A 22,655-nucleotide genomic window follows, 5' to 3' on the forward strand; every position below is an offset into this window, starting at 1 on the left:
TTCCAGTTCACCTGCGCGTGTGAGGACGAAAGTTTCCAACGTGACCGAGACAACGCACGGCGGTGCGGTGGGCGTGAAGCCCCCGCCCACCCCGGACGACCGTCTGTCCCCGGCCGATCTCGCGGCGAAATACGGCCTGTCGGTGAGCGGGGCCCGGCCCTCGCTGGCGGAGTACGTGAGGCAGCTGTGGGCGCGGCGCCACTTCATCGTCGCCTTCTCACGGGCGAAGCTCACAGCGCAGTACAGCCAGGCGAAGCTTGGCCAGCTGTGGCAGGTGGCAACGCCGCTGCTGAACGCCACGGTCTACTTCTTCATCTTCGGTCTGCTGCTGGGCGGCAGGAGCGGCACACCGGGCGGCGAGCAGAACTACATCCCCTTCCTGGTCACCGGCGTCTTCGTCTTCACCTTCACCCAGACCTCGGTGCTCAACGGGGTCCGGGCGATCTCGGGCAACCTCGGCCTGGTCCGCGCCCTGCACTTCCCGCGCGCTTCCCTGCCGATCTCCATCTCGTTGCAGCAGCTCCAGCAGTTGCTGTACTCGATGATTGTGCTGGTGGCCATCCTGGTCGGATTCGGACACTTCCCGACCTGGTCCTGGCTGCTGATCTTCCCCACGCTCGCCTGCCAGTTCCTCTTCAACACCGGCATGGCACTGATCATGGCGCGGCTGGGCAGCAAGACCCCCGACCTCGCGCAGCTGATGCCTTTCATCCTGCGTACCTGGATGTACGGGTCCGGCGTGATGTTCCCGCTGGAGCCCATGCTGCGGGATCGGGCACACGCGCCCGGGTGGCTGGTGGACATCGTCCAGGCCAACCCGGCTGCAGTCTTCATGGACCTCATGCGCTTCTCGTTCATCGACGGCTACACCTCTGCGGATCTCCCGCCGCACGTCTGGGCCCTGGCGCTGGGCTGGGGGCTGTTGATCGGCATCGGCGGATTTGTTTTCTTCTGGAAGTCGGAGGAGCGTTATGGCCGTGGCTGAGGACACCCAGGAGGAGACGAAGACGCTCCAGCAGCAGGCAGGGGCGCCTGCCCAGCAGGAACCGTGGATTCCCACCGTCATCGCCGAGGACCTGCACATCGTCTACCGCGTCTACGGCGGCGCGAAGGGCAAGGGCAGTGCCACGGCGGCCCTGAACCGCATCGTCCGCCGCAAGCCGGGCGGCGGCAGCGTGCGCGAGGTGCACGCGGTCAAGGGCGTCAGCTTCACCGCGTACCGCGGCCAGGCCGTCGGCCTGATCGGCTCCAACGGTTCGGGCAAGTCGACGCTGCTGCGCGCCATCGCCGGTCTGCTGCCCGCGGAGAGCGGGCGCGTCTACACCAACGGGCAGCCGTCGCTGCTGGGCGTCAACGCGGCGCTGATGAACGACCTGACCGGCGAGCGCAACGTCGTCCTCGGTGGTCTGGCGATGGGCATGTCGCGCGACGAGGTCGCCGAGCGCTACCAGGGGATCGTCGACTTCTCCGGCATCAACGAGAAGGGCGACTTCATCACGCTGCCGATGCGCACGTACTCCTCCGGCATGTCGGCCCGGCTGCGCTTCTCCATCGCGGCCGCCAAGGACCACGACGTGCTGATGATCGACGAGGCGCTGGCGACGGGCGACAAGAAGTTCCAGCGGCGCTCGGAGCAGCGCGTCCGCGAACTGCGTGAGGAGGCGGGCACCGTCTTCCTCGTCAGCCACAACAACAAGTCGATCCGCGACACCTGCGAGCGGACGCTGTGGCTGGAGAAGGGCGAGCTGGTGCACGACGGTCCGACGGAGGAAGTGCTCAAGGAATACGAGAAGTTCACGGGGAAGTAGCGCGACCGGCCCGCCCGCGGGCAGGCACACACGAAGCGGCGGCCGGCCCCGGTGGGAGTACCGGGGCCGGCCGCCGCTTTCGTCCGCGCCGGAATACTCCGTGTCACACCCCCGCGGGCGTCCGCTCCCGTTCCTCCGGCTCCGGCCGGGTCCGTGGCGCCGACTCCTCCAGGCCGACCTTGCCGTGCAGCCTCCGCAGCGCCCGCGGCGCGTACCAGGCGCCACGGCCCAGCACCCGCATCGCGGCCGGTACGAGCACTCCGCGTACGGCGACGGCGTCGATGAGGATCGCCAGTCCGCTGCCCAGCCCGAACATCTGCAGGAAGCTGATCTCGCTGGTCGCGAAGGCGAAGAAGCTCACCGCCAGCAGTCCCGCCGCCATCGTCACGATGCGTCCCGTCCGTGAGAGCCCGCGGGTGACGGCTTCCCCGTTGGGGGCGCCCTCGTCGTGCAGCTCCTTGATCCGGCTGGTGACGAAGACCTCGTAGTCCATGGACAGGCCGAAGACGATGCAGAACATCAGCACCGTCATCGATGTGTCCATCGGCATCTCCGTGAATCCGAGGACGGACGAGAGATGCCCGTCCTGGAAGATCCACACCATCGCGCCGATCGACGCCGTGAGGCTCACCGTGTTCAGCACGAGCGCCCGCAGCGGCTGGACGACGCTCCCGGTGAAGAGGAAGAGCAGCACGAACGTCGTGCCGACGACCATGCCGATCGCGCCCGGCAGCCGGTCCCCGATCGACGCCTTGGTGTCCACGAGCTGTGCGTCGCGCCCACCCACCAGCGCCTCACCGGTGCCGGGTGCGGCCAGGCCGCGGATGCTGCGCACCGTGTCCTGCCGCTCCTCCGCCCCGGACCCGGTCTCCGGCGTGACGGTGAGGAGCTGCGCGTCCGGTTTGCCGAGCGCGGCCTGCGCAGGGCCGGGCGGCGTCGTCTTCCCGTCCGTGTGGACGCCGCCGGCCGACTGGACGCGGGCCACCCCATCGATGCGTGAGACGCGCTCCGCGTACGCCTCCAGCTCGTCCTGGGGCGCTCCGGCGGTCGTGACGATCTGGAGGGCATCGGCGGAGCCGCCGGGGAAGTCCTTCTCCAGCGCGGTGCTGACCTGCCTGCTCTGCGCGTCCTCGGGCAGCACCCGCTCGTCCGGCATCCCGAAGCGGGCCCCCAGCAGCGGGCTCGCGGCGAGCAGCAGCACCGCCAGCACGGGCAGCGCGGTGAGCACGGGGCGGCGCATGACCGTACGGGCGATCCGGCCCCACACGGGAGCGTCGGGACGCCGTACGGCGTCGGCCCACGGCAGCCGGCCCTTGTTCACACGGTGCCCGAGCACCGCCAGCAGGGCAGGCACCACGATGAGCGCCGCCAGCGCCGCGACGGCGACGACCCCGATCCCGGCGTACGCGAACGAGCGCAGGAAGAACGGCGGGAAGAGCAGCAACGCCGCCAGCGCCGCGACGACCGTGGCCGCCGAGAAGGCGATGGTGCGTCCCGCCGTCGTCACGGTCGTGCGCAGGGCGTCCCCGACGTCGTCGCCCGCCGAGAGCCGTTCGCGGAAGCGGCTGACGATCAGCAGGCCGTAGTCGATTCCGAGACCGAGTCCGAGCGCGGTCGTGAGGTTGACGGAGAAGACCGACACGTCGGTGACGCTGCCCAGGACGAACAGCTCGGCGAATGTGCCCAGAATCGCGATCAGCCCGATCGCCAGCGGCAGCAGCGCGGCGACGAAGCTGCCGAACGCGATGACCAGCAGCACGAGCGTCAGGGGCACCGCGACGGCTTCCGCGACCGCCAGATCCGCGGACACCTGTTCGGAGATGTCGTTGTTGAGCGCCGCGCCGCCGCCCGCCCGGACATCGACGGGACCCTGGTCCCCGCTCCACCTGCCGGTGATCTCCTCGGTGTGGTCGGCGACCTCTGTGCTGTCGCCCCGCACGTGCGCCAGTACGAGCGCCTGCGAGCCGTCACGGGAGGTCAGGGCAGCGCCGCCGGCGTCCCAGTAGGACGAGACCCGGGAGATCTCCCGCTCCTCCTTCAGCTCCTTCGTCAGCTTCCGGCCCGCGTCCCGTACGGCGGCCGAGTCCAGGTCTCCGCTGTCCGCGCGCACCAGCAGCACGAGGTTGTCCTCGCCGCCGAACTTCTCCTCGATGAGGGTCTGCGCGCGGCTCGAAGGCGCGTCGGGGTCCTCGAAGCCGCCGGCCTGCAGCTTTCCGAAGGCGCCGAAGCCGATGGCCCCCATGGCCACAACGGTGATCAGGCTGAGCAGGAGCAGTGCCCGTGGCCGGTGCAGGGCCAGCTCCGCGATTCGTCTTAGCACTGTCTTCGTCCCCCCATGAGACATCGATGCGCCGATGTTTACGGCGTCAACATAGACTCTTCCAGTGGATGTTAATAGTGTCAACATCGGGCAGGATGAAAGCATGGCGGACATGGAGGGCAGGACCGGTTCGGGCGCGCCCCGCACGGCGAAGGGCCTGGGGGAGGAGCCGGCCGACCGGCGAGGCGGCCGGTCCGGCGGCGCCAAGGGCGCCTACCACCACGGCGACCTGCGCAACGCCCTGATCGAGGCCGCCACCGACCTCGCCCGCGAGGGAGGTCCCGAATCCGTCGTGCTGCGTGCCGCCGCACGCCGCGTCGGCGTCTCGCCGACGGCCGCCTACCGGCACTTCGCCGGCCAGGCCGAACTGCTCCACGCGGTCAAGGAGCTGGGCCAGGAGCGCCTGGCCCGGAGCATGGAGGCCGGCGGCCGCGCAGACTCCGGTGCTGCCTCAGGCGGTTCCCCCGAGGCGGCAGAGGCGGCCGAGGCGCGGATGCGGGCGCTGGGCCACGGCTATCTCGCCTTCGCCCTCTCCGAGCCGGGTCTCTACCGGGTCGCCTTCTGCCGCGACGCACTCCACCCGCACCTGTTCCACGGAGCCGCAGACCCGGACGGCGGCGACGGTTCGTGGGAATTCCGCTCCTTCGAGATCCTCATCCAGGCCCTGGACGGCCTCGTCGAGCACGGCCGCATGCCGGTGGAGCGGCGCGCGGGGGCGGAGATCACGGCCTGGTCGACCGTGCACGGGCTGGCCATGCTCCTCCTGGACGGCCCCCTGGCGAACCTGTCACCCGAAGAGATCCACGAGACGGCCGAGCGCACGTTCGACGTACTCATCGCGGGGCTCACCGCGCCGCCCGCGCCGCACTGACGCGCCGCCGCCCGGCGGGACGGGGTCCGGCCGGGCCTGAACGCGCCCTCCGTCGCCGCTCTCACGCCGTGCTCATGGCGCCTCGGGCCGCCCGCCCGACACCGTGCCGGAGCGGCGTGTCCGAAATAGGATGTTTTCGCCCAGCGGTGTAGAAACGGAGATGTGACGGCAATGGCTTCTGGCAGCACGTGGTGAGCGCGGAGGCGGACGCGCATGCGCGTGCCGTCCTCGCCAAGGCCACGCGGGAGAACTTCCCAGTGGCGCCCGGATTCCTGCCGCGCGAATGGCGTTACGACCTGATGGCCGTGTACGGCTACGCCCGGCTCGTCGACGACATCGGCGACGGCGACCTCGCCCCCGGCGGCCTCGACGCGAAATACCTCGGTCTCGGCCCTGCCTGGGGGAGTGAGCCCGGCGCCGACCGCCTCGCCATGCTCGACGCATTCGAGGCCGACCTGCGAGGTCTCTTCGAAGACGGCCGTCCCGCCCCTGACCACCCCCTGCTGCGGGCGCTCGTGCCCACCGTGCGCCGCCGCCGGCTCACGCCCGAACCGTTCCTGGCGCTCATCGAGGCCAACCGCCAGGACCAGAAGGTGCGCCGCTACGCCGACCACGCCGAACTGCTCCAGTACTGCGAGCTGTCCGCCAACCCCGTGGGCCACCTGGTGCTCGCCATCACCGGGACCGCCACCCCCGACCGGATCCGGTACGCCGACGACGTGTGCACCGCGCTCCAGATCGTCGAGCACCTCCAGGACGTCGCCGAGGACCTGAGCCGCGACCGCATCTACCTGCCCGCCGAGGACATGGCCCGCTTCCACGTCACAGAGGCCGACCTCGCCGCCGCCAGCGCCAACGCCTCGGTCCGTGCGCTGCTGGCATTCGAAGCCGAACGGGCCCGCGAGCTGCTCTCGGCGGGAGCCCCCCTCGTGGCCAGCGTCCGCGGACGTCTCAGGCTGCTCCTCGCGGGCTTCACCGGCGGCGGACGCGCCGCCCTCCGTGCCATCGGCCGTGCCGGATACGACGTACTTCCAGGACCTCCCCGGGCCACCACGCGCGGGCTGCTGCGCGAGGTGGCCGCAACCCTGCGACGAGAGGGGTGAGCGGACCGTGGACAGAGCTCGGCCCGTACCGTACGTGCCGCCGTCGGTGGCCGCCGCGTACGACTACTGCGAGTCCGTCACGGGCCAGCAGGCCCGCAATTTCGCCTACGGAATCCGGCTGCTGCCGACCGGGAAGCGCCGGGCGATGTCCGCTCTCTACGCCTTCTCGCGGCGGGTCGACGACATCGGCGACGGCCCGCTCGAACAGTCCGTCAAGGTGGCCCGCCTCGAAGAGACCAGGGAGCTGCTCGGCCGTATCCGGGACGGCGCGATCGACCAGGACGACACGGATCCCGTCGCCGTGGCCCTCAGCGACGCCGCCCGCCGCTACCCCGTCCCGATGGACGGGCTCGATGAACTGATCGACGGTGTGCTGCTGGACGTACGCGGCACCACGTACGGCAGCTGGGAGGAGCTGGAGGTCTACTGCCGATGTGTGGCCGGCGCGATCGGCCGCCTCTCGCTCGGGGTGTTCGGCACCCTGCCCGGCGTGCGGGACGCCGTCCGCGCCTCCGAATACGCCGACACCCTCGGACTGGCCCTCCAGCTCACCAATATCCTCAGGGATCTCCGGGAAGACGCTGATCACGGACGTACGTATCTGCCTGCGGAGGATCTTGAAAAGTTCGGCTGCTCCGCTGACTTCCGAAGTGACGACGCTCAACCGGGAAGCGACTTCCACGGGCTCGTGCATCACGAAGTCCAGCGAGCCCGCGCCCTGTTCGCGCAGGGGTACCGGCTGCTCCCGCTGCTCGACCGCAGGTCGGGTGCGTGTGTCGCCGCGATGGCCGGGATCTACCAGCGTCTGCTGGAACGTATCGCCGCCGATCCCCACGCGGTGCTGCGCGAGCGTGTATCGCTGCCGAGCAGGCAGAAGGCGTACGTCGCGGTGCGCGGACTCACCGGCATCGACGCCCGGCACGCCGCGAGGCGGAGCGCACGCACATGACAAGGGCTGACACCGGCCGGACGGCCGCTCGTGGCGACAGCGTCAGGAGCCGCGACGCCGTCGTGATCGGCGGCGGGATCGCCGGGGTCACCGCGGCGCTCCGGCTGGCCGACGCAGGCGTGCACACGACGCTCCTCGAGTCGCGCCCGCGCCTGGGCGGGCTGGCCTTCTCCTTCCGCCGCGACTCCCCGGCCGGGGGGCTCACCGTCGACAACGGGCAGCATGTGCACCTGCGTTGCTGCGACGCGTACACCTGGTTCCTGCGGCGGATCGGCGGCGAGGGACTCGCTCCGCTGCAGCGGCGCCTGGATGTGCCCGTACTCGATGTGGCCCCCGCGCGGCCCCGGTTGAGCAGGCTGCGCCGCAACTCACTGCCGGTACCGCTGCACTTGGCCGCCGGAATGGCGAACTACCGGCATCTGTCGCCTGTGGAGAGAGGGCTTGCCGCGCGCGCCGCGCTCGCCCTGCAGAGGCTCGACCCGGCCGATCCCGCCCTGGACGACGTGGACTTCGCGACCTGGCTGCACGCACAGGGCCAGAGCGGCCGTGCCATCCGAGCGCTCTGGGACCTGGTGGGCACGGCCACGCTCAACGCCCGTGCGCCGCATGCCTCGTTGGGCCTCGCGGTGAAGGTCTTCCGGACGGGCCTGCTGTCCGCCCCGGGCGCCGCCGACATCGGGATCTCCCGCGTACCGCTCGGGCATCTGCACGACACGCTCGCCCGTGAGGCTCTGCGGACAGCCGGTGTACGGACGCTGACCCAGGCCAGGGCCCGCGCGCTGACCGCGGCACCCGGCGGCGGCTGGAACATCTCCGCCGAGCACGGTCAGGGGACCACGGAGGAACACCGCGCCGACGCGGTCGTGCTGGCCGTGCCCCAGCGCGAGGCACACGGTCTGCTGCCCGAAGGGGCGCTGCCCGCGCCCGGCAGGCTTCTGGAGATCGGCACCGCCCCGATCCTCAACCTCCACGTGGTCTACGACCGCCGCGTGCTGCGCCGTCCCTTCTTCGCCGCGCTCGGAACGCCCGTCCAGTGGGTCTTCGACCGCAGCGGTCCCTCCGGGCTCGGCCGCGGCCAGTACCTCGCGGTCTCCCAGTCGGCGGCGCACGGAGAGATCGACCGGCCCGTCCCGGAGCTCCGGGAGCGCTATCTGCCGGAGCTCGAACGCCTGCTGCCCGCCGCACGGACCGCTCGGGTGGTGGACTTCTTCGTCACCCGCGAGCGCACCGCCACCTTCGATCCGCGCCCCGGCGTCGGCCGGCTCCGCCCCTCAACCCGCACGGCGGCTCCCGGCGTCTGCCTGGCGGGAGCTTGGACCGATACTGGCTGGCCGGCGACCATGGAGGGCGCCGTACGGAGTGGAGCGACCGCCGCCAGGGAAGCCCTCACCGTCATGGGCCGCCCGTACGACAATGATCCGGTGCCAGGCACCACACGAAAGGGCGGTGGCATGAGCAGCGCCGACGCAGGCGGCACGTCCGGAGACAGCAGACGGACGGCACCGCAGCATCCCCCCACACCGTCACCGCGAGCAGCGGTACCCGCACGGCCCGCACATAACGCAGAGGAGACCCCGTGACAACGGCGAACCAGCACACCGTCGTCGACAACACGAGCGTCAGCGCTCTGCTGGAACGCGGGCGAAGGCTCGCGACTCCCATGCTCCGCGCCGCGGTCGCCCGCCTCGCGCCACCGATGGACACCGTCGCCGCGTATCACTTCGGGTGGATCGACGAGAGCGGGCGCCCCTCGGAGGCGTCCGGCGGCAAGGCCGTACGCCCCTCGCTGGCCCTGCTCTCGGCCGAGGTCACCGGAGCCCCGCCGGAGACGGGCCTGCCCGGCGCCGTCGCCGTGGAACTCGTGCACAACTTCTCGCTGCTGCACGACGACCTGATGGACGGCGACGAGCAGCGGCGCCACCGCGACACCGTGTGGAAGGTGCACGGCCCGGCACAGGCGATCCTCGTCGGCGACGCGCTCTTCGCCCTCGCCAACGAAATACTGCTGGAGCCCGGTACGCCCGAGGCGGGCCGCGCGACGCGGCGCCTGACGCGGGCCACCCGCAAGCTCATCGACGGGCAGGCACAGGACATCTCCTATGAGGACCGTGAGCAGGTCACGGTCGAGGAGTGCCTGGAGATGGAGGGCAACAAGACGGGCGCGCTGCTCGCCTGCGCCGTCTCCATCGGCGCCGTGCTGGGCGGTGCCGACGACCGCACCGCCGACGCCCTGGAGTCCTACGGCTACCACCTGGGTCTCGCCTTCCAGGCCGTCGACGACGTACTGGGCATCTGGGGCGACCCCGAAGCCACGGGCAAGCAGACCTGGAGCGACCTGAGGCAGCGGAAGAAGTCCCTCCCCGTCGTCGCCGCTCTCGCCTCTCCCGACCCGGCAGCCGCACGCCTTGCCGAGCTGATGCGGGCGGACGCGACGAAGAGCCAGGCGGAGTTCGAGGACTTCGACGAGGCCGAGTTCGCCACGCGTGCCGCGCTGATCGAGGAGGCGGGCGGCCGCGAGTGGACCTCCGCCGAGGCGCAGCGGCAGCACACGACCGCTCTCGCCGCCCTCGAACCCGTCGACATGCCCGCGCACGTGCGCGATCAGCTGACGGCCCTGGCCGACTTCGTCGTCGTACGACAGCGATGACCACCCGCCCCGGCGCTCACCGCGTCGCCGGACCTTCCCGGAGGGACTGAGATGACAGCGACGACGGACACCGGCGCCGGGGCGAGCGCCACCGCCGAGGCGGGAAGCGCCGGGAGCCTCGCCGAGCGCGCGGAGCACGCCGCCGCCCGCGCAGTGGAGAACCTGCTGGCCAGGCAGGACGCGGCCGGCTGGTGGAAGGGCGACCTGGAGACCAACGTCACCATGGACGCCGAGGACCTGCTGCTGCGCGAGTTCCTCGGCGTCCGCGACGAGACCACCACGCGGGAGTCGGCCCGCTTCGTGCGCTCCCAGCAGCGGGCGGACGGCACCTGGGCGACCTTCCACGGCGGGCCGGGCGACCTGTCGACCACCATCGAGGCGTACGTCGCGCTCCGGCTCGCCGGCGACGCCCCCCACGCACCGCACATGGAACGGGCCTCGGCGTGGGTGCGGGAGCAGGGCGGCGTCGCCTCCAGCCGGGTGTTCACCCGCATCTGGCTGGCGCTCTTCGGCTGGTGGCGCTGGGAGGACCTGCCCGAGATGCCGCCGGAGATGATCTGGTTCCCGAAGTGGTTCCCGCTCAACATCTACGACTTCGGCTGCTGGGCCCGGCAGACGATCGTGCCGCTCACGGTGGTGTGCGCGAAGCGCCCCGTACGGCCGGCGCCGTTCCGGCTCGACGAACTGCACCGGGACCCGGCGTGCCCCAACCCTCCGCGCGCGATGGCGCCCGCGGCCAGCTGGGAGGGCTTCTTCCAGCGCCTGGACCGCACACTGCACGCCTACCGCAAGGTCGCCTCCCGCTCGCTGCGTTCGGCGGCGCTGCGCAGCGCCGCCCGCTGGATCATCGAGCGGCAGGAGAACGACGGCTGCTGGGGAGGCATCCAGCCGCCCGCCGTGTACTCGCTGATCGCGCTGCGCCTCCTCGGCTACGACCTGGACCACCCCGTCATGCGGGCCGGACTGGCATCCCTGGACCGCTACACGGTCCGGTACGAGGGCGCCCGCGAGGGCCAGGACACGGGAGCGGCGCCGGACGGCGAGGACGGTGCGGTGCGGATGGTCGAGGCGTGCCAGTCACCCGTGTGGGACACCTGCCTGGCCACCATCGCGCTCGCCGACGCGGGGCTGGCTCCCGACCATCCCGCACTGGTCAAGGCAGCCGGCTGGATGCTCGGCGAGCAGGTGCTGCGGCAGGGCGACTGGTCCGTACGCAAGCCTCAACTGCCGCCCGGCGGCTGGGCGTTCGAGTTCCACAACGACAACTATCCCGACACCGACGACACCGCCGAGGTCGTCCTCGCGCTGCGCCGCGTACGCCACCACGATCAGCAGCGCGTGGACACCGCCGTACGCAGGGCCGTGCGCTGGAGCCTGGGCATGCAGTCCAGGAACGGCGCCTGGGGTGCCTTCGACGCCGACAACGACAGCGCCTTCCCCAACCGGCTGCCGTTCTGCGACTTCGGCGAGGTCATCGACCCGCCCTCCGCGGACGTGACCGCCCACATGGTGGAGATGCTCGCCTTCGAGGGGAGGCACGACGACCCCCGGGTGCGCAGAGCCGTCTCCTGGCTGCTGTCCGAACAGGAAGCCGGCGGTGCCTGGTTCGGCCGCTGGGGCGTCAACTACATCTACGGCACGGGCTCCGTGGTGCCTGCGCTGGTCGCCGCGGGGCTGCCCGCGTCCCATCCGGCCGTCCGCCGCGCCGTGAACTGGCTGGAGAGCGTCCAGAACGGCGACGGCGGCTGGGGCGAGGACCTGCGTTCCTACCGTCCGGGCCATGAGCGCGAGTGGGCCGGACGGGGCACCTCCACCGCGTCGCAGACCGGCTGGGCCCTCCTCGCGCTGCTCGCGGCGGGGGAGCGGGAATCGATGTCCGTGGAGCAGGGGATCAGCTGGCTCGTGCGTACGCAGCAGGAGGACGGCTCCTGGGACGAGCCGCACTTCACCGGCACCGGCTTCCCCTGGGACTTCTCCATCAACTACCACCTCTACCGGCAGGTCTTCCCGCTCACCGCACTCGGCCGGTATCTGCACGGCACGGGTGCCGCTCCCGGGCGGCAGGAAGAGAGATGACAGTCTCCGGTGACCGCGGCCCCCTGCTGATCGCCTGCGCGCTGGGCATCGAACGGCTCGCGCTGCGGCGCTTCGGCGACGCCCCGGACGGGGCGGACGGGCAGGTCACCGTGGTGCGTACCGGGATGGGCCCGCACGCGGCGGAACGCGCGGTCGCGCGGGTGCTGCGAGACGAGCGCGAGGCCGGCAGCACCGCGGTCGTCGCCACGGGATTCTGCGCCGGGCTTCTCCCCGGTATGCACCCCGGCGACCTCGTCGTGGCCGACGAGACACGGGACGCCGCCGGGCGTACGGAATGCACGGGGACGAAGCTGCTGGCCGACGCCCTGCGCCCGCACGGAACGGTGCACGTCGGGCCGCTCGCCGGCTCCGCGCACATCGTGCACGGGCCCGCACGGGCCGCGCTGCACAGCACGACCGCGGCCGTGGCCGCCGACATGGAGTCGGCCGCCACGCTGCGCACCGCCACGCTCCCGCTTCGGGACGGGGCGGCGGCCGGGCCGGAGCGGAAGCGTCCCGTTGCGGCCGTACGGGTGGTGGTCGACGCCCCAGGACATGAACTGATCCGTCCCGGGACACTGCGAGGTGGAATATCGGCATTCCGCGTACTCCGCGGCCTTATGCCCGCATTCCTCGAATGGCACCGATCCTTGCTGCTCCCCTGGAGGTGAGCGAGTCATGGCCATGCCTCTGCGTCAGACCGTCCGAATCGGCACCTATCTCTTCCAGCAGAAGCTGCGAGGCCGCGAGAAGTTCCCGTTGATCGTGGAGCTGGAGCCGTTGTACGCCTGCAACCTGGCGTGCGAGGGGTGCGGGAAGATCCAGCACCCCGCGGGTGTCCTCAAGCAGCGGATGCCGGTCGCTCAGGCGGTCGGGGCGGTCACGGAGTCGGGCGCGCCGATGGTCTCCATCGCCGGTGGCGAGCCGTTGATGCACCCGCAGATCGGGGAGATCGTCCGCCAGCTCGTGGCCAAGAAGAAGTACGTCTTCCTGTGCACGAACGCGATGCTGCTGCGCAAGAAGCTGAAGGAGTTCACGCCGTCCCCGTACTTCGCCTTCGCGGTGCACATCGACGGACTGCGCGAGCGGCACGACGAGTCGGTGGCGAAGGAGGGTGTCTTCGACGAGGCGGTGGAAGCGATGAAGGAGGCCAAGCGGCGCGGGTTCCGCGTCACCACCAACTCGACGTTCTTCAACACCGACACGCCTCAGACCGTCATCGAGGTCCTCGACTACCTGAACGACGAGCTGCAGGTGGACGAGATGATGGTCTCGCCCGCCTACGCATACGAAAAGGCCCCGGACCAGGAGCACTTCCTCGGTGTCGAGCAGACCCGTGAGCTGTTCCGCAAGGCTTTCGCCGGTGGCAACCGGCGTCGCTGGCGCCTCAATCACAGTCCGCTCTTCCTCGACTTCCTCGAAGGCAAGGCCGACTTCCCGTGCACGGCCTGGGCGATCCCCAACTACTCCCTCTTCGGGTGGCAGCGGCCCTGCTACCTGATGAGCGACGGATACGTCACCACGTACAAGGAGCTCGTCGAGGAGACCGACTGGGAAGCCTACGGGCGCGGACGCGACCCCCGCTGCGCCAACTGCATGGCGCACTGCGGATACGAACCGACCGCCGTGCTGGCCACGATGGGCTCGCTCAAGGAGTCGCTCCGCGCGGCCCGGGACACCGTACGCGCCTGACCGAGCCCTGCCCTTGCGGCCGCCGCCGGGCAGCGGACCGCACTCCACGACGAGGAATCCGACACCGAGAAGGGGGCCGGGGGATGAGCGACTTCGACCTCAACGAGCTGCTGGCGGAACGCGGAGCCGAACGGTACGAGCTGTACGCACGGCACCTGAACCACCAGCAGCCGCGGATGCTGCGGACCATCGGCTTCGACAAGGTCTACGAACGCGCCGAGGGTGCCCATCTCTTCGACGCCGAGGGACACGACTACCTGGACATGCTCGCCGGCTTCGGCGTGATGGGAGTCGGTCGCCACCACCCCGTCGTGCGGCAGGCCCTGCACGACGTGCTCGAAGCGCAGCTGGCGGACCTCACCCGCTTCGACTGCCCTCCGCTGCCGGGGCTGCTCGCCGAGCGGCTGCTCGCGCACGCGCCGGGAATGGAGCGCGTCTACTTCGGCAACAGCGGGACGGAGGCCGTCGAGACGGCGCTGAAGTTCGCCCGGTGCGCCACCGGACGGCGGCGCGTCCTCTACTGCGACCACGCCTTCCACGGGCTCACGACAGGCTCCCTGTCGGTCAACGGGGAGGACTCCTTCCGGCGCGGGTTCGGTCCGCTGCTGCCGGACACCGCCGTGCCGCTGGGCGATCTGCCGGCTCTGGAGCGGGAGTTGAGAAGCGGCGACGTGGCGGCGCTCATCGTCGAGCCGATCCAGGGCAAGGGCGTGCACCCCACGCCGCCCGGGTTTCTGAGCGCGGCCCGCGAACTGCTGCACCGGCACGGCGCGTTGCTGATCGCGGACGAGGTGCAGACGGGCCTCGGGCGTACCGGCGACTTCTTCGCCTACCAGCACGAGGCGGATGTGCAGCCGGACCTCGTGTGCGTGGCCAAGGCGCTGTCCGGCGGTTATGTGCCGGTGAGCGCCACGCTCGGCAAGGAATGGATCTTCAAGAAGGTCTTCTCGTCGATGGACCGGGTGCAGGTCCACTCGGCGAGCTTCGGCTCCAACGCGCAGGCGATGGCCGCCGGGCTGGCGACACTGGCCGTACTGGAGAACGAGGACCTCACCTCCAGGGCCCGCCGCACCGGGGACATGCTGCGGAGCAGACTCGCGGACCTCGTGGGGGACTACGAGATGCTCAAAGAGGTGCGCGGGCGCGGACTGATGACGGGCATCGAGTTCGGCAGGCCCAAATCCCTCGGCCTGCGCGGCCGCTGGACGATGCTGCAGGCGGCGCGGAAGGGACTCTTCGCGCAGATGGTGGTCGTACCGCTGATGCAGCGGCACCGCATCCTCACCCAAGTCTCCGGCGACGAGCTCGAAGTCATCAAGCTCACGCCGCCGTTGGTGATCGGGGAGCCGGAAGTCGAGCGCTTCGTGGGCGCGTTCAAGGAGATCATGGACGAGGCGCACGACGGCGGGGGCCTGATGTGGGAGTTCGGGCGCAATCTGATCAAGCAGGCGGCGGCGAACCGCTGAGCACACCCGCGAGCGTCCGCCCGCATTCCGCGGGCACCGCCGTCCCGCGCGTCCGTCAGCCGTCCTCCAGGAGCCTCTCCCGCAGGCGTTCGCGCGTGGCCGTCTCCAGGCCGAGCCCCTCCGTGAGGTACGCCTCGACGCCGCCCCACGTCTCGTCGATGGTGGTCATGGCGGCGGTGAGGTAGGCGGTGCGCGCGTCGAACAGCGGGGAGAGCAGTTCGGCCACCTCGGGGGACATGCTGCCCTGCGAACCGCGGTGCATCTTGTAGCGCCGATGGGGCGAGTTGGACTGCAGATAGTCGGCCTCGATCGCGTCCTGCTCCACGCCGAGCGCCATCAGGGTCACCGCGATCGACAGGCCGGCCCGGTCCTTCCCCGCGGCGCAGTGCATCAGGGCAGGCACGCTGTCCTCCGCGAGGGAGTGCAGGATCCTGCTGTGCTCGGCGGTGCGGTTCTTGATCATCGAGCGGTACGAGGCGATCATGCGGGCGGCGCCCTGGCCGTCCGCGAGGACGCTCCGCAGCTGCTCCAGCTCGCCGTCGCGCACCATCTTCCAGAACTCGGCGCCGTCCGCGGGGTCGGACAGCGGGATGTTCACGTTGCGTACGCCCGGGAGCTCCACGTCCGGGCCTTCGAGGGCCTGATCGGCGGAGTTGCGGAAGTCGAAGACCGTATGCAGTCCGAGGCGGCCCAGGAAGTCCGCGTCGTCCTTCGTCGCATGGGCGAGATGGCCGCTGCGGAAGAGCACTCCGTGCCGCAGCCGCCGTCCGTCCGCCGTCGGTACTCCGCCGACGTCGCGGAAGTTGCGGACTCCGGTCAACGTGGGTTCGGTGGACTGCTGGCTCACGGATGCTCCTCGTCTGTAGCGACAGCCGATGCCCGACCCGACGATACGACATAGGAAGGGGCTGACCCGTCCGGCGACGGAGAGGGATGGCTCACGGTGTCCGGCCGGCCGCGGTGCGTACTGGCCCCTTTTATGGCCTGCGGTGCCGAGTGCCCCGTCGGGATCGAATTCCGGCCCCATATCCGGAGTTGTTGGCGGGATGGGGCCAGGGGTGGCGCGGCCCGGGCGGGTGGCGGGCAGGGGGCGGGCGAGCCGCGAATATGCCCGCGTCAGCCGGAGGACGCGGGTGCTGCGCGTTCCCATATGTACTGTTCGACCGAATCGGGTCGCCCCGGGAGCAGGGGAACGCATTCCGCTTGTGAAACGGTTCACGGCGGGCCCGGCCGCGTGGCGCTTGCGGCGGTCCGGCGGCGGCAACTCGCTTTCTCCGGTGGCGAATTCGCAGGTCAGCGTGGGCGATGTCGCGAACTCGGCGACGGCCGGGGCGAGTTGCCGGCCGCCGGTGGTCTCCCTCGTGCTGCCGCCGAGTGGGTGGCGAAGAGTAACTGGGAGGCTGCGCAAGGGAGTTACGATCACACCGCGTGCCCGAGCGTCCACGCTTGCGATCTTCACTCGTTAGGAGCTGGCGAAGGGTGGCGAATATGTCATCCGCGTCCGCGATGAGCGATTGTGAGCACTAGCGTGGCCGTGGCGCTGCCAGAGCTGACGCGCACTGTGCTCGTGCTTCGAAGAAGCCCACCAGCAGACCTCAAGTCAACCGAGGAATCCGATGCCTGAACCCCCGAGCCATGCGGTGCAGACAGGAAGGGGAACATCCGGTCCCGCACACTCCTCAGGGCCCCACCCCGGCAGCGCCCCGCTTCCGGTCGCCACTCCCGGGGCAGGCGGCGCCGCCCCGCAGGGAGCACCGGCATCGCCGGCGCCCGCGGTGACGGCGGCGGGCGGCTCCCGGCGACGGCACGGCCGCGTGCCGGCCCGGCAGAGTCCGGGCGACGCCGCACTCAGACGCCGGATGGTGCGCCTCGCCGTGATGCCGGCGGGCGTCATCGCCGTGGCCGCCGCCGCGGTGATCGCGTACGTGATGAGCGTCGAGGGCAGCGCGGACGCCTCGGGGGCGCCCGCGCAGGGCACCGGCGGAGTCGTGCTGTGGAGCATCCTCGGTGCCGCGCTCTTACTCGTCTGCGGCGTCATCTTCGGCGCCGCTCACTCCGCCACCGCACAGGCCCGCCGCACCCTCGACCGCCAGACCGTGCTGCGCCGCTCCGTTTCCCGCGGGCAGTCCGAGATCCGTGCCCTGCTAGGCAGCCTCGAACAGGGCGAGCGCCCGCGTCCCCGCCCGTGGCCGGCACTGCCGGAACCGGGCCCGCAGGCAGACGCGTTCGAGCTCCTCAACCACGAACTCGCCCACGCACAGCACGCCGCGGAGTCGGCCGTGACGCAGGCCGTGGCCCTCGTACGCAGCACGGCGACCGGCAGCGAGGAGAAGGTCGAGGTCTTCGTCAACCTCGCCCGGCGTCTGCAGTCCCTGGTGCACCGGGAGATCGAGCTCCTGGACGAGCTGGAGAACGAGGTCGAGGACCCGGACCTGCTCAAGGGGCTCTTCCACGTCGACCACCTCGCCACCCGCATCCGCCGGCACGCGGAGAACCTCGCCGTGCTCGGCGGTGCCGTCTCCCGCCGCCAGTGGAGCCGCCCGGTCACCATGACCGAGGTGCTGCGCTCCTCGATCGCCGAGGTCGAGCAGTATCCGCGGGTCAAGCTCGTACCGCCGATCGAGGGGACCCTTCGCGGTCACGCCGTCGCGGACGTCATCCACCTGCTCGCCGAACTCGTCGAGAACGCCACGGTGTTCTCCGCGCCCCAGACCCAGGTGCTGCTCCGTGCACAGCATGTGACGGCCGGTCTGGCCATCGAGGTCGAGGACCGCGGTCTGGGAATGCCCGCCTCCGAGCAGAACCGCATGAACGCGGTGCTCTCCGACCCGGAACGGATCGATGTCGGCGAGCTGCTGCAGGACGGGCGGATCGGGCTGTTCGTGGTCTCGGCGCTCGCGCAGCGGCACGGCATCGTCGTACAGCTGCAGAGCAACATCTACGGCGGTATCCAGGCCGTGCTGGTGCTGCCGCGTGAGGTGCTCGGCGAGGAGCCGGGAGCGGCCGAACGCTCGGGTGCCGCCGTCGGCAGGGCGGCGAACGGGGTGAACGGCGCGGCAGGTGCGAACGGCGCGGCCGTGGGCTCGGGCTCTGAGCCCGCCGGCGCGAACCCGGCCGTCGTCGGCGCCCGGCTGCCGCAGGGACGGACGGAGATCACCGCGCACAAGGAGCAGCAGCCGTCGGGGGCCGCGGAGACGGCGGGCGCCATTCCCGCGCAGCCCCGGCCCGAGCCGGAGGCGACGTCCCACGCGGCAGGGCACCACGGCCTTCCCTCGTACGAGCAGCAGCCGCACTCCCATGTCCGGCCGCCGGCGCAGTCCCAGCCCCAGCCCGAGCCCCAGTCTCATTCGCATGGCTCTCCGTCCTCGCCCCGCGCGCAGCAGCCCGGTCCGCAGCCGCATCCTCAGACGCTCCCGCGGCGCTCCGTACCGGCGGCCGGCGCGCAGAACGGCGAGCGGCCCGAGCTGCCCAGGCGGCGCCGCCAGGAGCACCTCGTGCCCGAGCTGCGCGAAGCACCGGCCGCACGCGGCGGTGAATCCGGGGAGGCCGGCTGGGACGAGGCGTCGCAGGGCCACGACCCCGGCCTGCTCGCCGCGTTCCGGCGCGGAACCAGCCTCGCCGAGGGCTCCGAAGGAACGACCGAAGGCACGGGTCCTGGCACAGGTACAGGCCCTGGCACAGGCACCGACGCCCCCCACCCCGCCAACTAGGGCTTCGCCGGTGCGTTTTCCGCGATCCTCCGGCCTTCGGCATGGGCGTCCCCACCCGCCCGCCGGCACGGCGGATCGGACGTCCCCGAGCCCGCGGCCCGACGCAGCACACGCCGCGGGACCGATCCCAAGATTCCGACGGACCGGGCCCGGCAGGGCCATGGTCCTGCCCGCTCTGCGGTTCCCGCCCTGAAGGAGAAGAACGCGATCATGGTGAGCGAAGCCCCCATCGGCCACACGACAGACCTCTCCTGGCTGCTGACCGGACTCGTCCAGCGCGTGCCCCACACGCGCAGCGCACTCCTGCTGTCCTCCGACGGCCTCGTGAAGGCCGCACACGGCCTGGAGACCGACACCGCCGACCACATGGCGGCGCTCGCCTCCGGGCTGTACTCCCTGGCACGCAGCGCAGGGGTGCGCTTCGGCGACGGGGGTGAGGTGCGCCAGGTGGTCGTGGAACTCGACACCTCGCTGCTCTTCGTCTCGACCGCGGGTCAGGGCGCCTGCCTTGCCGTGCTCGCGGGGCGCGACGCCGACGCCGCCGTGCTCGGATACGAGATGGCCATGCTGGTGAAGAGCGTCCGCCCCTATCTCGGCACTCCAGCGCGACAGCCGGCCGGTCACTGAGGCGGCCGGATGAGACAGGAGCCGTTAGAAGGCCCGTGGCTCGACGACGACGCCGGGCGGCTGATCCGCCCGTACACCGTCAGCAACGGACGCACGAAACCGTCGGCCAAGTTCGACCTGCTGACCATGGTGATGGCCACCGGCGACCGACCGAACAACTACCTGGGACCGGACCACAGCCATGTGCTGACGCTGTGCGGCGGCCCCGTCTCGGTGGCGGAGATCGCCGCTCAGATAGCCCAGCCCGCAGTGGTCACCAAGGTGCTGCTGTCCGACCTGGTGGACTGCGGAGCAATCACTTCGCGGGCCCCGGGACGAGTGCCGCTGGGAAACGACCCGACCGATCGAGACCTGCTGGAGGCGGTGCTGGATGGGCTCCGTAGACGACTCTGACCTGAGCCGTGCCGATCCGTTCCCTACCGCGCTGAAGATCCTCGTCGCCGGCGGCTTCGGCGTCGGCAAGACGACGTTCGTCGGTGCCGTGAGCGAGATCGAGCCGCTCAGTACCGAGGAGCTGCTGACTCAGGTCAGCGCCGCGACCGACAGCCTGGAGGGCGTCGAGGACAAGGCCACCACGACCGTGGCCATGGACTTCGGACGCATCACCCTCAGCGCCTCGCACATGCTCTATCTCTTCGGCACGCCGGGCCAGGAGCGCTTCTGGTTCATGTGGAACGAGCTGTCCGAGGGCGCGCTGGGTGCCGTGGTGCTCGCCGACACCCGGCGTCTCGAACACTGCTTCGCCGCCGTGGACTTCTTCGAACGGCGCGGGATCACCTTCATCGTCGCGGTGAACGAGTTCGACAACTCCTACCGCTACGAGCCGGACGAAGTGCGCGCCGCGATCGACCTCAAACCCGATGTGCCGGTGGTGCTGTGCGACGCCCGGCAGGCGAGTTCCGGCACGCAGGCTCTCGTCTCCCTTGTCCAGCATCTGATCAACACGAGGAGCTCCCATGGCACCGATGTCGTTTGACCCCACCAGCCATCTGCTGCTGACGCCCGAGGACACCGAGGCTCCCAACAGGGTCGTGCGGCTGCGGGAGTTGGGTCTCGGTGAGGCTCCCGTTCCCGAGTTCGACGACTTCGCCCGTCATCTCGCGCGGGTCACCGGCGCTCCGTACGCCATGGTCAATTTCATCGAGGAGGACCAGCAGTACTTCGCGGGGCTGTACGCGCCCGGCGCCGACCAGGCCGTCGAGCTGGACCCCTCGTCGAACGCCGGCGCCTCCGTCGGCCGCGTGATGGCGCGCGACCACGGCTACTGCCCGCACGTCATCGTGCGGCGCAAGGCCCTGGTGCTGGAGGACGTCTGCGACTATCCGCGCTTCGCCGGGAACCCCGTCGTCGACGAGATCGGTATCCGCTCCTACCTCGGGGCCCCGCTGATAGACCGTACGGGCATGGCGCTCGGCACCGTGTGCGTGGTCGACCAGGAGCCCCGGCCGTGGGGGCGGCAGGGGCTGGAGACGATCAAGTCGATGGCAGCGGACCTGGTGGAGCAGATCCACCGCCGGGAGCACCAGGGGCTCTGACTGCGGCAGGGCCCTCGCGGCCCCGGCACGGCACCTGGCGGCCCCGGCGCGGACGGCCCGCCGCCGGTGGGTTCCGGTGCCGGCTCCGGAACCCGCCGCCTGCGTCCGTTCCGTCCGGTCAGCCGGCGGGTTCGGGCTCCAGCCGCACGAGTTCGCTCAACCGCTCGGACCAGTCGCCCTTGGCCGTACCGAGGGCGACCTCGCCCAGGCGCAGCCGCTGTACGTCGGAGGTGCCGGCCGGAGCGAAGATGTGGTGCGCGTCGCGCAGATAGCGCTCCACGGGGCGGTCGGTGAAGAGCCCGCATGCCGCGTGGATCTCCATGGCGTCGCGCGCGGAGTCCAGCGCGTACTCCACGTTGACCAGCTTCGCGTTCATCAACTCCGCGTCGCAGGGCTCGCCTTGGTCGAGCAGGTGCACCGCGTGGTAGGCGGCGAGGCGTGCCGTCATGAGCCGCGACTGCATCTGGCCGAGCTTGAGCTTGATGGAGCCGAGCTCGCCGAGCGGAGCCCCGTAGCGCTGCCGTTCGGAGCAGAACGCCGAGGTCTCGTCGAGGATCGCCTGATGGATGCCGAGTGAGACGGCCGTGAGGTTCGCGCGCCCGTACAGGACGCTGGAGGAGTAGGCCACGGCGAGGCCGTCGCCCTCGCCGCCCAGCCGGTTGGCCGCGGGCACCCGGCAGTTGTCGAAGGCCAGCTCGCCGAAGCTGAAGCCGTGGAGGCCCATGGCGGGCCGCTGGCGGCCGAGGGAGAAGCCGGGGGTGTCCGGTTCGACGAGGAAGGCGGTGAGGCCCTCGGAGCCCGGACCGGTGCGGGCCACCACGCCGTGCAGATCCCCGACGTGGGAGTTGCCGACGTAGACCTTGCTGCCGTTGAGGATGTAGTCGTCGCCGTCCCGCACGGCGGAGGAGGTCATTCCGAGTACATGGCCTCCCGACTCGGGTTCTGTCACGGCTATGGTCGGCAGGCAGTCGCCTGAGGCAATTGCCGGTAGCCACGTTTTCTTTTGCTCTTCGTTGCCGAAGTGAATGATCTTTGCGACGCCGAGCTGTGACGCCTGCACCATGGCGCCCATCGCGCCGCTCACCCTGGACAGTTCCTCGATCACCACGGTCTTGCCGAGGTGGCCGACGCCCATGCCTCCGTATCCGGGTGGCACGGTGGCCCCGATCCAGCCCTGACGGGCGATCAGACGGGACAGCCCGACGGATGCCGAGCGGGTGGCCTCCATCTCGGCTATTCGGGGTGTGACCTCGTTCTTCGCGAACTCCCGGACCGCCCTGCGTAAGGCATCGTGGCGATGGTCCGTGAAGTAGCGTTCCATGACGAGCCCTTCTCCGCGGGTGGCTCCGCTTCCGGTCGGGCGGAGGTCGTGCATCGGCAGCTGACCCGCCCCTGGCATAGGCCGACCGCATTATCCTCCACTGTTGCAGCGCCAGTTCAAGATCGCTCGGGCCATTTGGCCGAAAGCCTCCCTCTTGCAATCCCAACTGGCCTGTGCGGAGGGGTGAATGACGCCGACGGCGAGCCGGCGCATGCGGGGACACCCCACCAGCACTACCCACTGGCATAGCACCGTTACCGCTTGCGGTCAGCAATTCCCGGCGATTGGCGGCAAGTCGACACCGGAGGAACCCAAAGCGGATTCGTTGCGATGCGATGCCGCTCGTCGTCGTGTGTGCCGGTTTGTGCTGGCTGATGGCGCTGTGCGCAGGCTCGGGACTCCGGCACGGGCTCCGCCCCGACCGGCGCGCGCGGCGCATGTGCGACCCCAGGGCGGCCGACGTGCGCCCCACGGGCCGGAGAGTCCGCTCCCTCGGCTGCGCGGTGGCGTGAACTGTGCGATGACCAGAG

General features: G+C 70.8%; 19 protein-coding genes. 16 read left to right on the plus strand and 3 right to left on the minus strand.

Going from position 1 to position 22,655, the window contains the following annotated elements:
- Positions 1 to 40: 40 nt before the first annotated feature.
- Positions 41 to 985: an ABC transporter permease gene (locus AN215_RS05100; RefSeq protein WP_070010004.1), complete on the plus strand. Its 945-nt coding sequence runs from the start codon at positions 41 to 43 to the stop codon at positions 983 to 985.
- Positions 972 to 1,808, plus strand: a complete 837-nt coding sequence (locus AN215_RS05105) for an ABC transporter ATP-binding protein (protein WP_070010003.1) — start codon at positions 972 to 974, stop codon at positions 1,806 to 1,808. Before AN215_RS05100 ends, AN215_RS05105 begins: the two co-directional genes overlap by 14 nt.
- A 103-nt stretch (positions 1,809 to 1,911) precedes the next feature.
- Here the strand turns inward: AN215_RS05105 and AN215_RS05110 are convergent, their stop codons facing one another.
- Positions 1,912 to 4,128, minus strand: a complete 2,217-nt coding sequence (locus AN215_RS05110) for an MMPL family transporter (RefSeq protein WP_070010002.1) — start codon at positions 4,126 to 4,128, stop codon at positions 1,912 to 1,914.
- Between the two features lie 103 nt (positions 4,129 to 4,231).
- Between AN215_RS05110 and AN215_RS05115 the strand changes: the two genes are divergently transcribed.
- The 9 genes from AN215_RS05115 to AN215_RS05155 all read left to right on the plus strand — a co-directional run bounded on the left by AN215_RS05115 (position 4,232) and on the right by AN215_RS05155 (position 14,932).
- The gene (locus AN215_RS05115; RefSeq protein ID WP_245694241.1) at positions 4,232 to 4,999 is read left to right on the plus strand and encodes a TetR/AcrR family transcriptional regulator; all 768 of its coding nucleotides are present in this window, start codon (positions 4,232 to 4,234) and stop codon (positions 4,997 to 4,999) included.
- A gap of 188 nt (positions 5,000 to 5,187) precedes the next feature.
- Positions 5,188 to 6,102: a squalene synthase HpnC gene (gene hpnC, locus AN215_RS05120; protein WP_070010001.1), complete on the plus strand. Its 915-nt coding sequence runs from the start codon at positions 5,188 to 5,190 to the stop codon at positions 6,100 to 6,102.
- Positions 6,103 to 6,109: 7 nt separating this feature from the next.
- Positions 6,110 to 7,051 (plus strand): presqualene diphosphate synthase HpnD, encoded by a 942-nt coding sequence (hpnD, locus tag AN215_RS05125; RefSeq protein ID WP_070010000.1) that lies wholly within the window; start codon positions 6,110 to 6,112, stop codon positions 7,049 to 7,051.
- Positions 7,048 to 8,631 (plus strand): hydroxysqualene dehydroxylase HpnE, encoded by a 1,584-nt coding sequence (gene hpnE / locus AN215_RS05130; protein ID WP_079122704.1) that lies wholly within the window; start codon positions 7,048 to 7,050, stop codon positions 8,629 to 8,631. Before hpnD ends, hpnE begins: the two co-directional genes overlap by 4 nt.
- A complete protein-coding gene (locus AN215_RS05135; protein WP_070009999.1) occupies positions 8,628 to 9,698 on the plus strand; it encodes a polyprenyl synthetase family protein in 1,071 nt (356 codons plus the stop codon). The genes hpnE and AN215_RS05135 overlap by 4 nt, the downstream gene beginning before the upstream one ends.
- 51 nt (positions 9,699 to 9,749) lie before the next feature.
- A complete protein-coding gene (gene shc, locus AN215_RS05140; RefSeq protein ID WP_070009998.1) occupies positions 9,750 to 11,774 on the plus strand; it encodes a squalene--hopene cyclase in 2,025 nt (674 codons plus the stop codon).
- Positions 11,771 to 12,445 (plus strand): phosphorylase family protein, encoded by a 675-nt coding sequence (locus tag AN215_RS05145; RefSeq protein WP_070009997.1) that lies wholly within the window; start codon positions 11,771 to 11,773, stop codon positions 12,443 to 12,445. Before shc ends, AN215_RS05145 begins: the two co-directional genes overlap by 4 nt.
- Positions 12,446 to 12,452: 7 nt before the next feature.
- Entirely contained in the window at positions 12,453 to 13,466 is a 1,014-nt protein-coding gene (gene hpnH / locus AN215_RS05150) for an adenosyl-hopene transferase HpnH (protein WP_070009996.1), read from the plus strand.
- 83 nt (positions 13,467 to 13,549) lie between these two features.
- A complete protein-coding gene (locus tag AN215_RS05155; protein ID WP_070009995.1) occupies positions 13,550 to 14,932 on the plus strand; it encodes an aspartate aminotransferase family protein in 1,383 nt (460 codons plus the stop codon).
- 55 nt (positions 14,933 to 14,987) lie between these two features.
- Here AN215_RS05155 and AN215_RS05160 read toward each other — a convergent pair whose 3' ends face one another.
- Entirely contained in the window at positions 14,988 to 15,779 is a 792-nt protein-coding gene (locus AN215_RS05160) for a tyrosine-protein phosphatase (RefSeq protein ID WP_070009994.1), read from the minus strand.
- Between the two features lie 1,012 nt (positions 15,780 to 16,791).
- On the opposite strand from AN215_RS05160, the gene AN215_RS05165 reads away from it, so the two are divergent.
- From AN215_RS05165 to AN215_RS05180, 5 genes are all read left to right on the plus strand, one after another.
- Positions 16,792 to 18,642 carry a sensor histidine kinase gene (locus AN215_RS05165; RefSeq protein WP_245694243.1) on the plus strand — a complete coding sequence of 617 codons (1,851 nt, stop codon included), beginning with the start codon at positions 16,792 to 16,794 and terminating at the stop codon, positions 18,640 to 18,642.
- A gap of 210 nt (positions 18,643 to 18,852) precedes the next feature.
- Complete coding sequence (locus AN215_RS05170; RefSeq protein ID WP_070009992.1) at positions 18,853 to 19,269, plus strand: roadblock/LC7 domain-containing protein; 417 nt, start codon at positions 18,853 to 18,855, stop codon at positions 19,267 to 19,269.
- Between the two features lie 9 nt (positions 19,270 to 19,278).
- Positions 19,279 to 19,662 (plus strand): DUF742 domain-containing protein, encoded by a 384-nt coding sequence (locus AN215_RS28400; RefSeq protein WP_070009991.1) that lies wholly within the window; start codon positions 19,279 to 19,281, stop codon positions 19,660 to 19,662.
- Positions 19,640 to 20,245, plus strand: a complete 606-nt coding sequence (locus AN215_RS05175) for a GTP-binding protein (RefSeq protein WP_070009990.1) — start codon at positions 19,640 to 19,642, stop codon at positions 20,243 to 20,245. The genes AN215_RS28400 and AN215_RS05175 overlap by 23 nt, the downstream gene beginning before the upstream one ends.
- Positions 20,235 to 20,804 (plus strand): GAF domain-containing protein, encoded by a 570-nt coding sequence (locus AN215_RS05180; protein WP_070010329.1) that lies wholly within the window; start codon positions 20,235 to 20,237, stop codon positions 20,802 to 20,804. The genes AN215_RS05175 and AN215_RS05180 overlap by 11 nt, the downstream gene beginning before the upstream one ends.
- Positions 20,805 to 20,922: 118 nt before the next feature.
- Here the strand turns inward: AN215_RS05180 and AN215_RS05185 are convergent, their stop codons facing one another.
- Positions 20,923 to 22,125, minus strand: coding sequence for an acyl-CoA dehydrogenase family protein (locus AN215_RS05185; protein WP_070010328.1), 1,203 nt, complete (start codon positions 22,123 to 22,125; stop codon positions 20,923 to 20,925).
- Positions 22,126 to 22,655 lie beyond the last annotated feature (530 nt).

Origin of the sequence: Streptomyces abyssalis (genome assembly GCF_001751365.1) — a bacterium.
Classification (GTDB): domain Bacteria; phylum Actinomycetota; class Actinomycetes; order Streptomycetales; family Streptomycetaceae; genus Streptomyces; species Streptomyces abyssalis.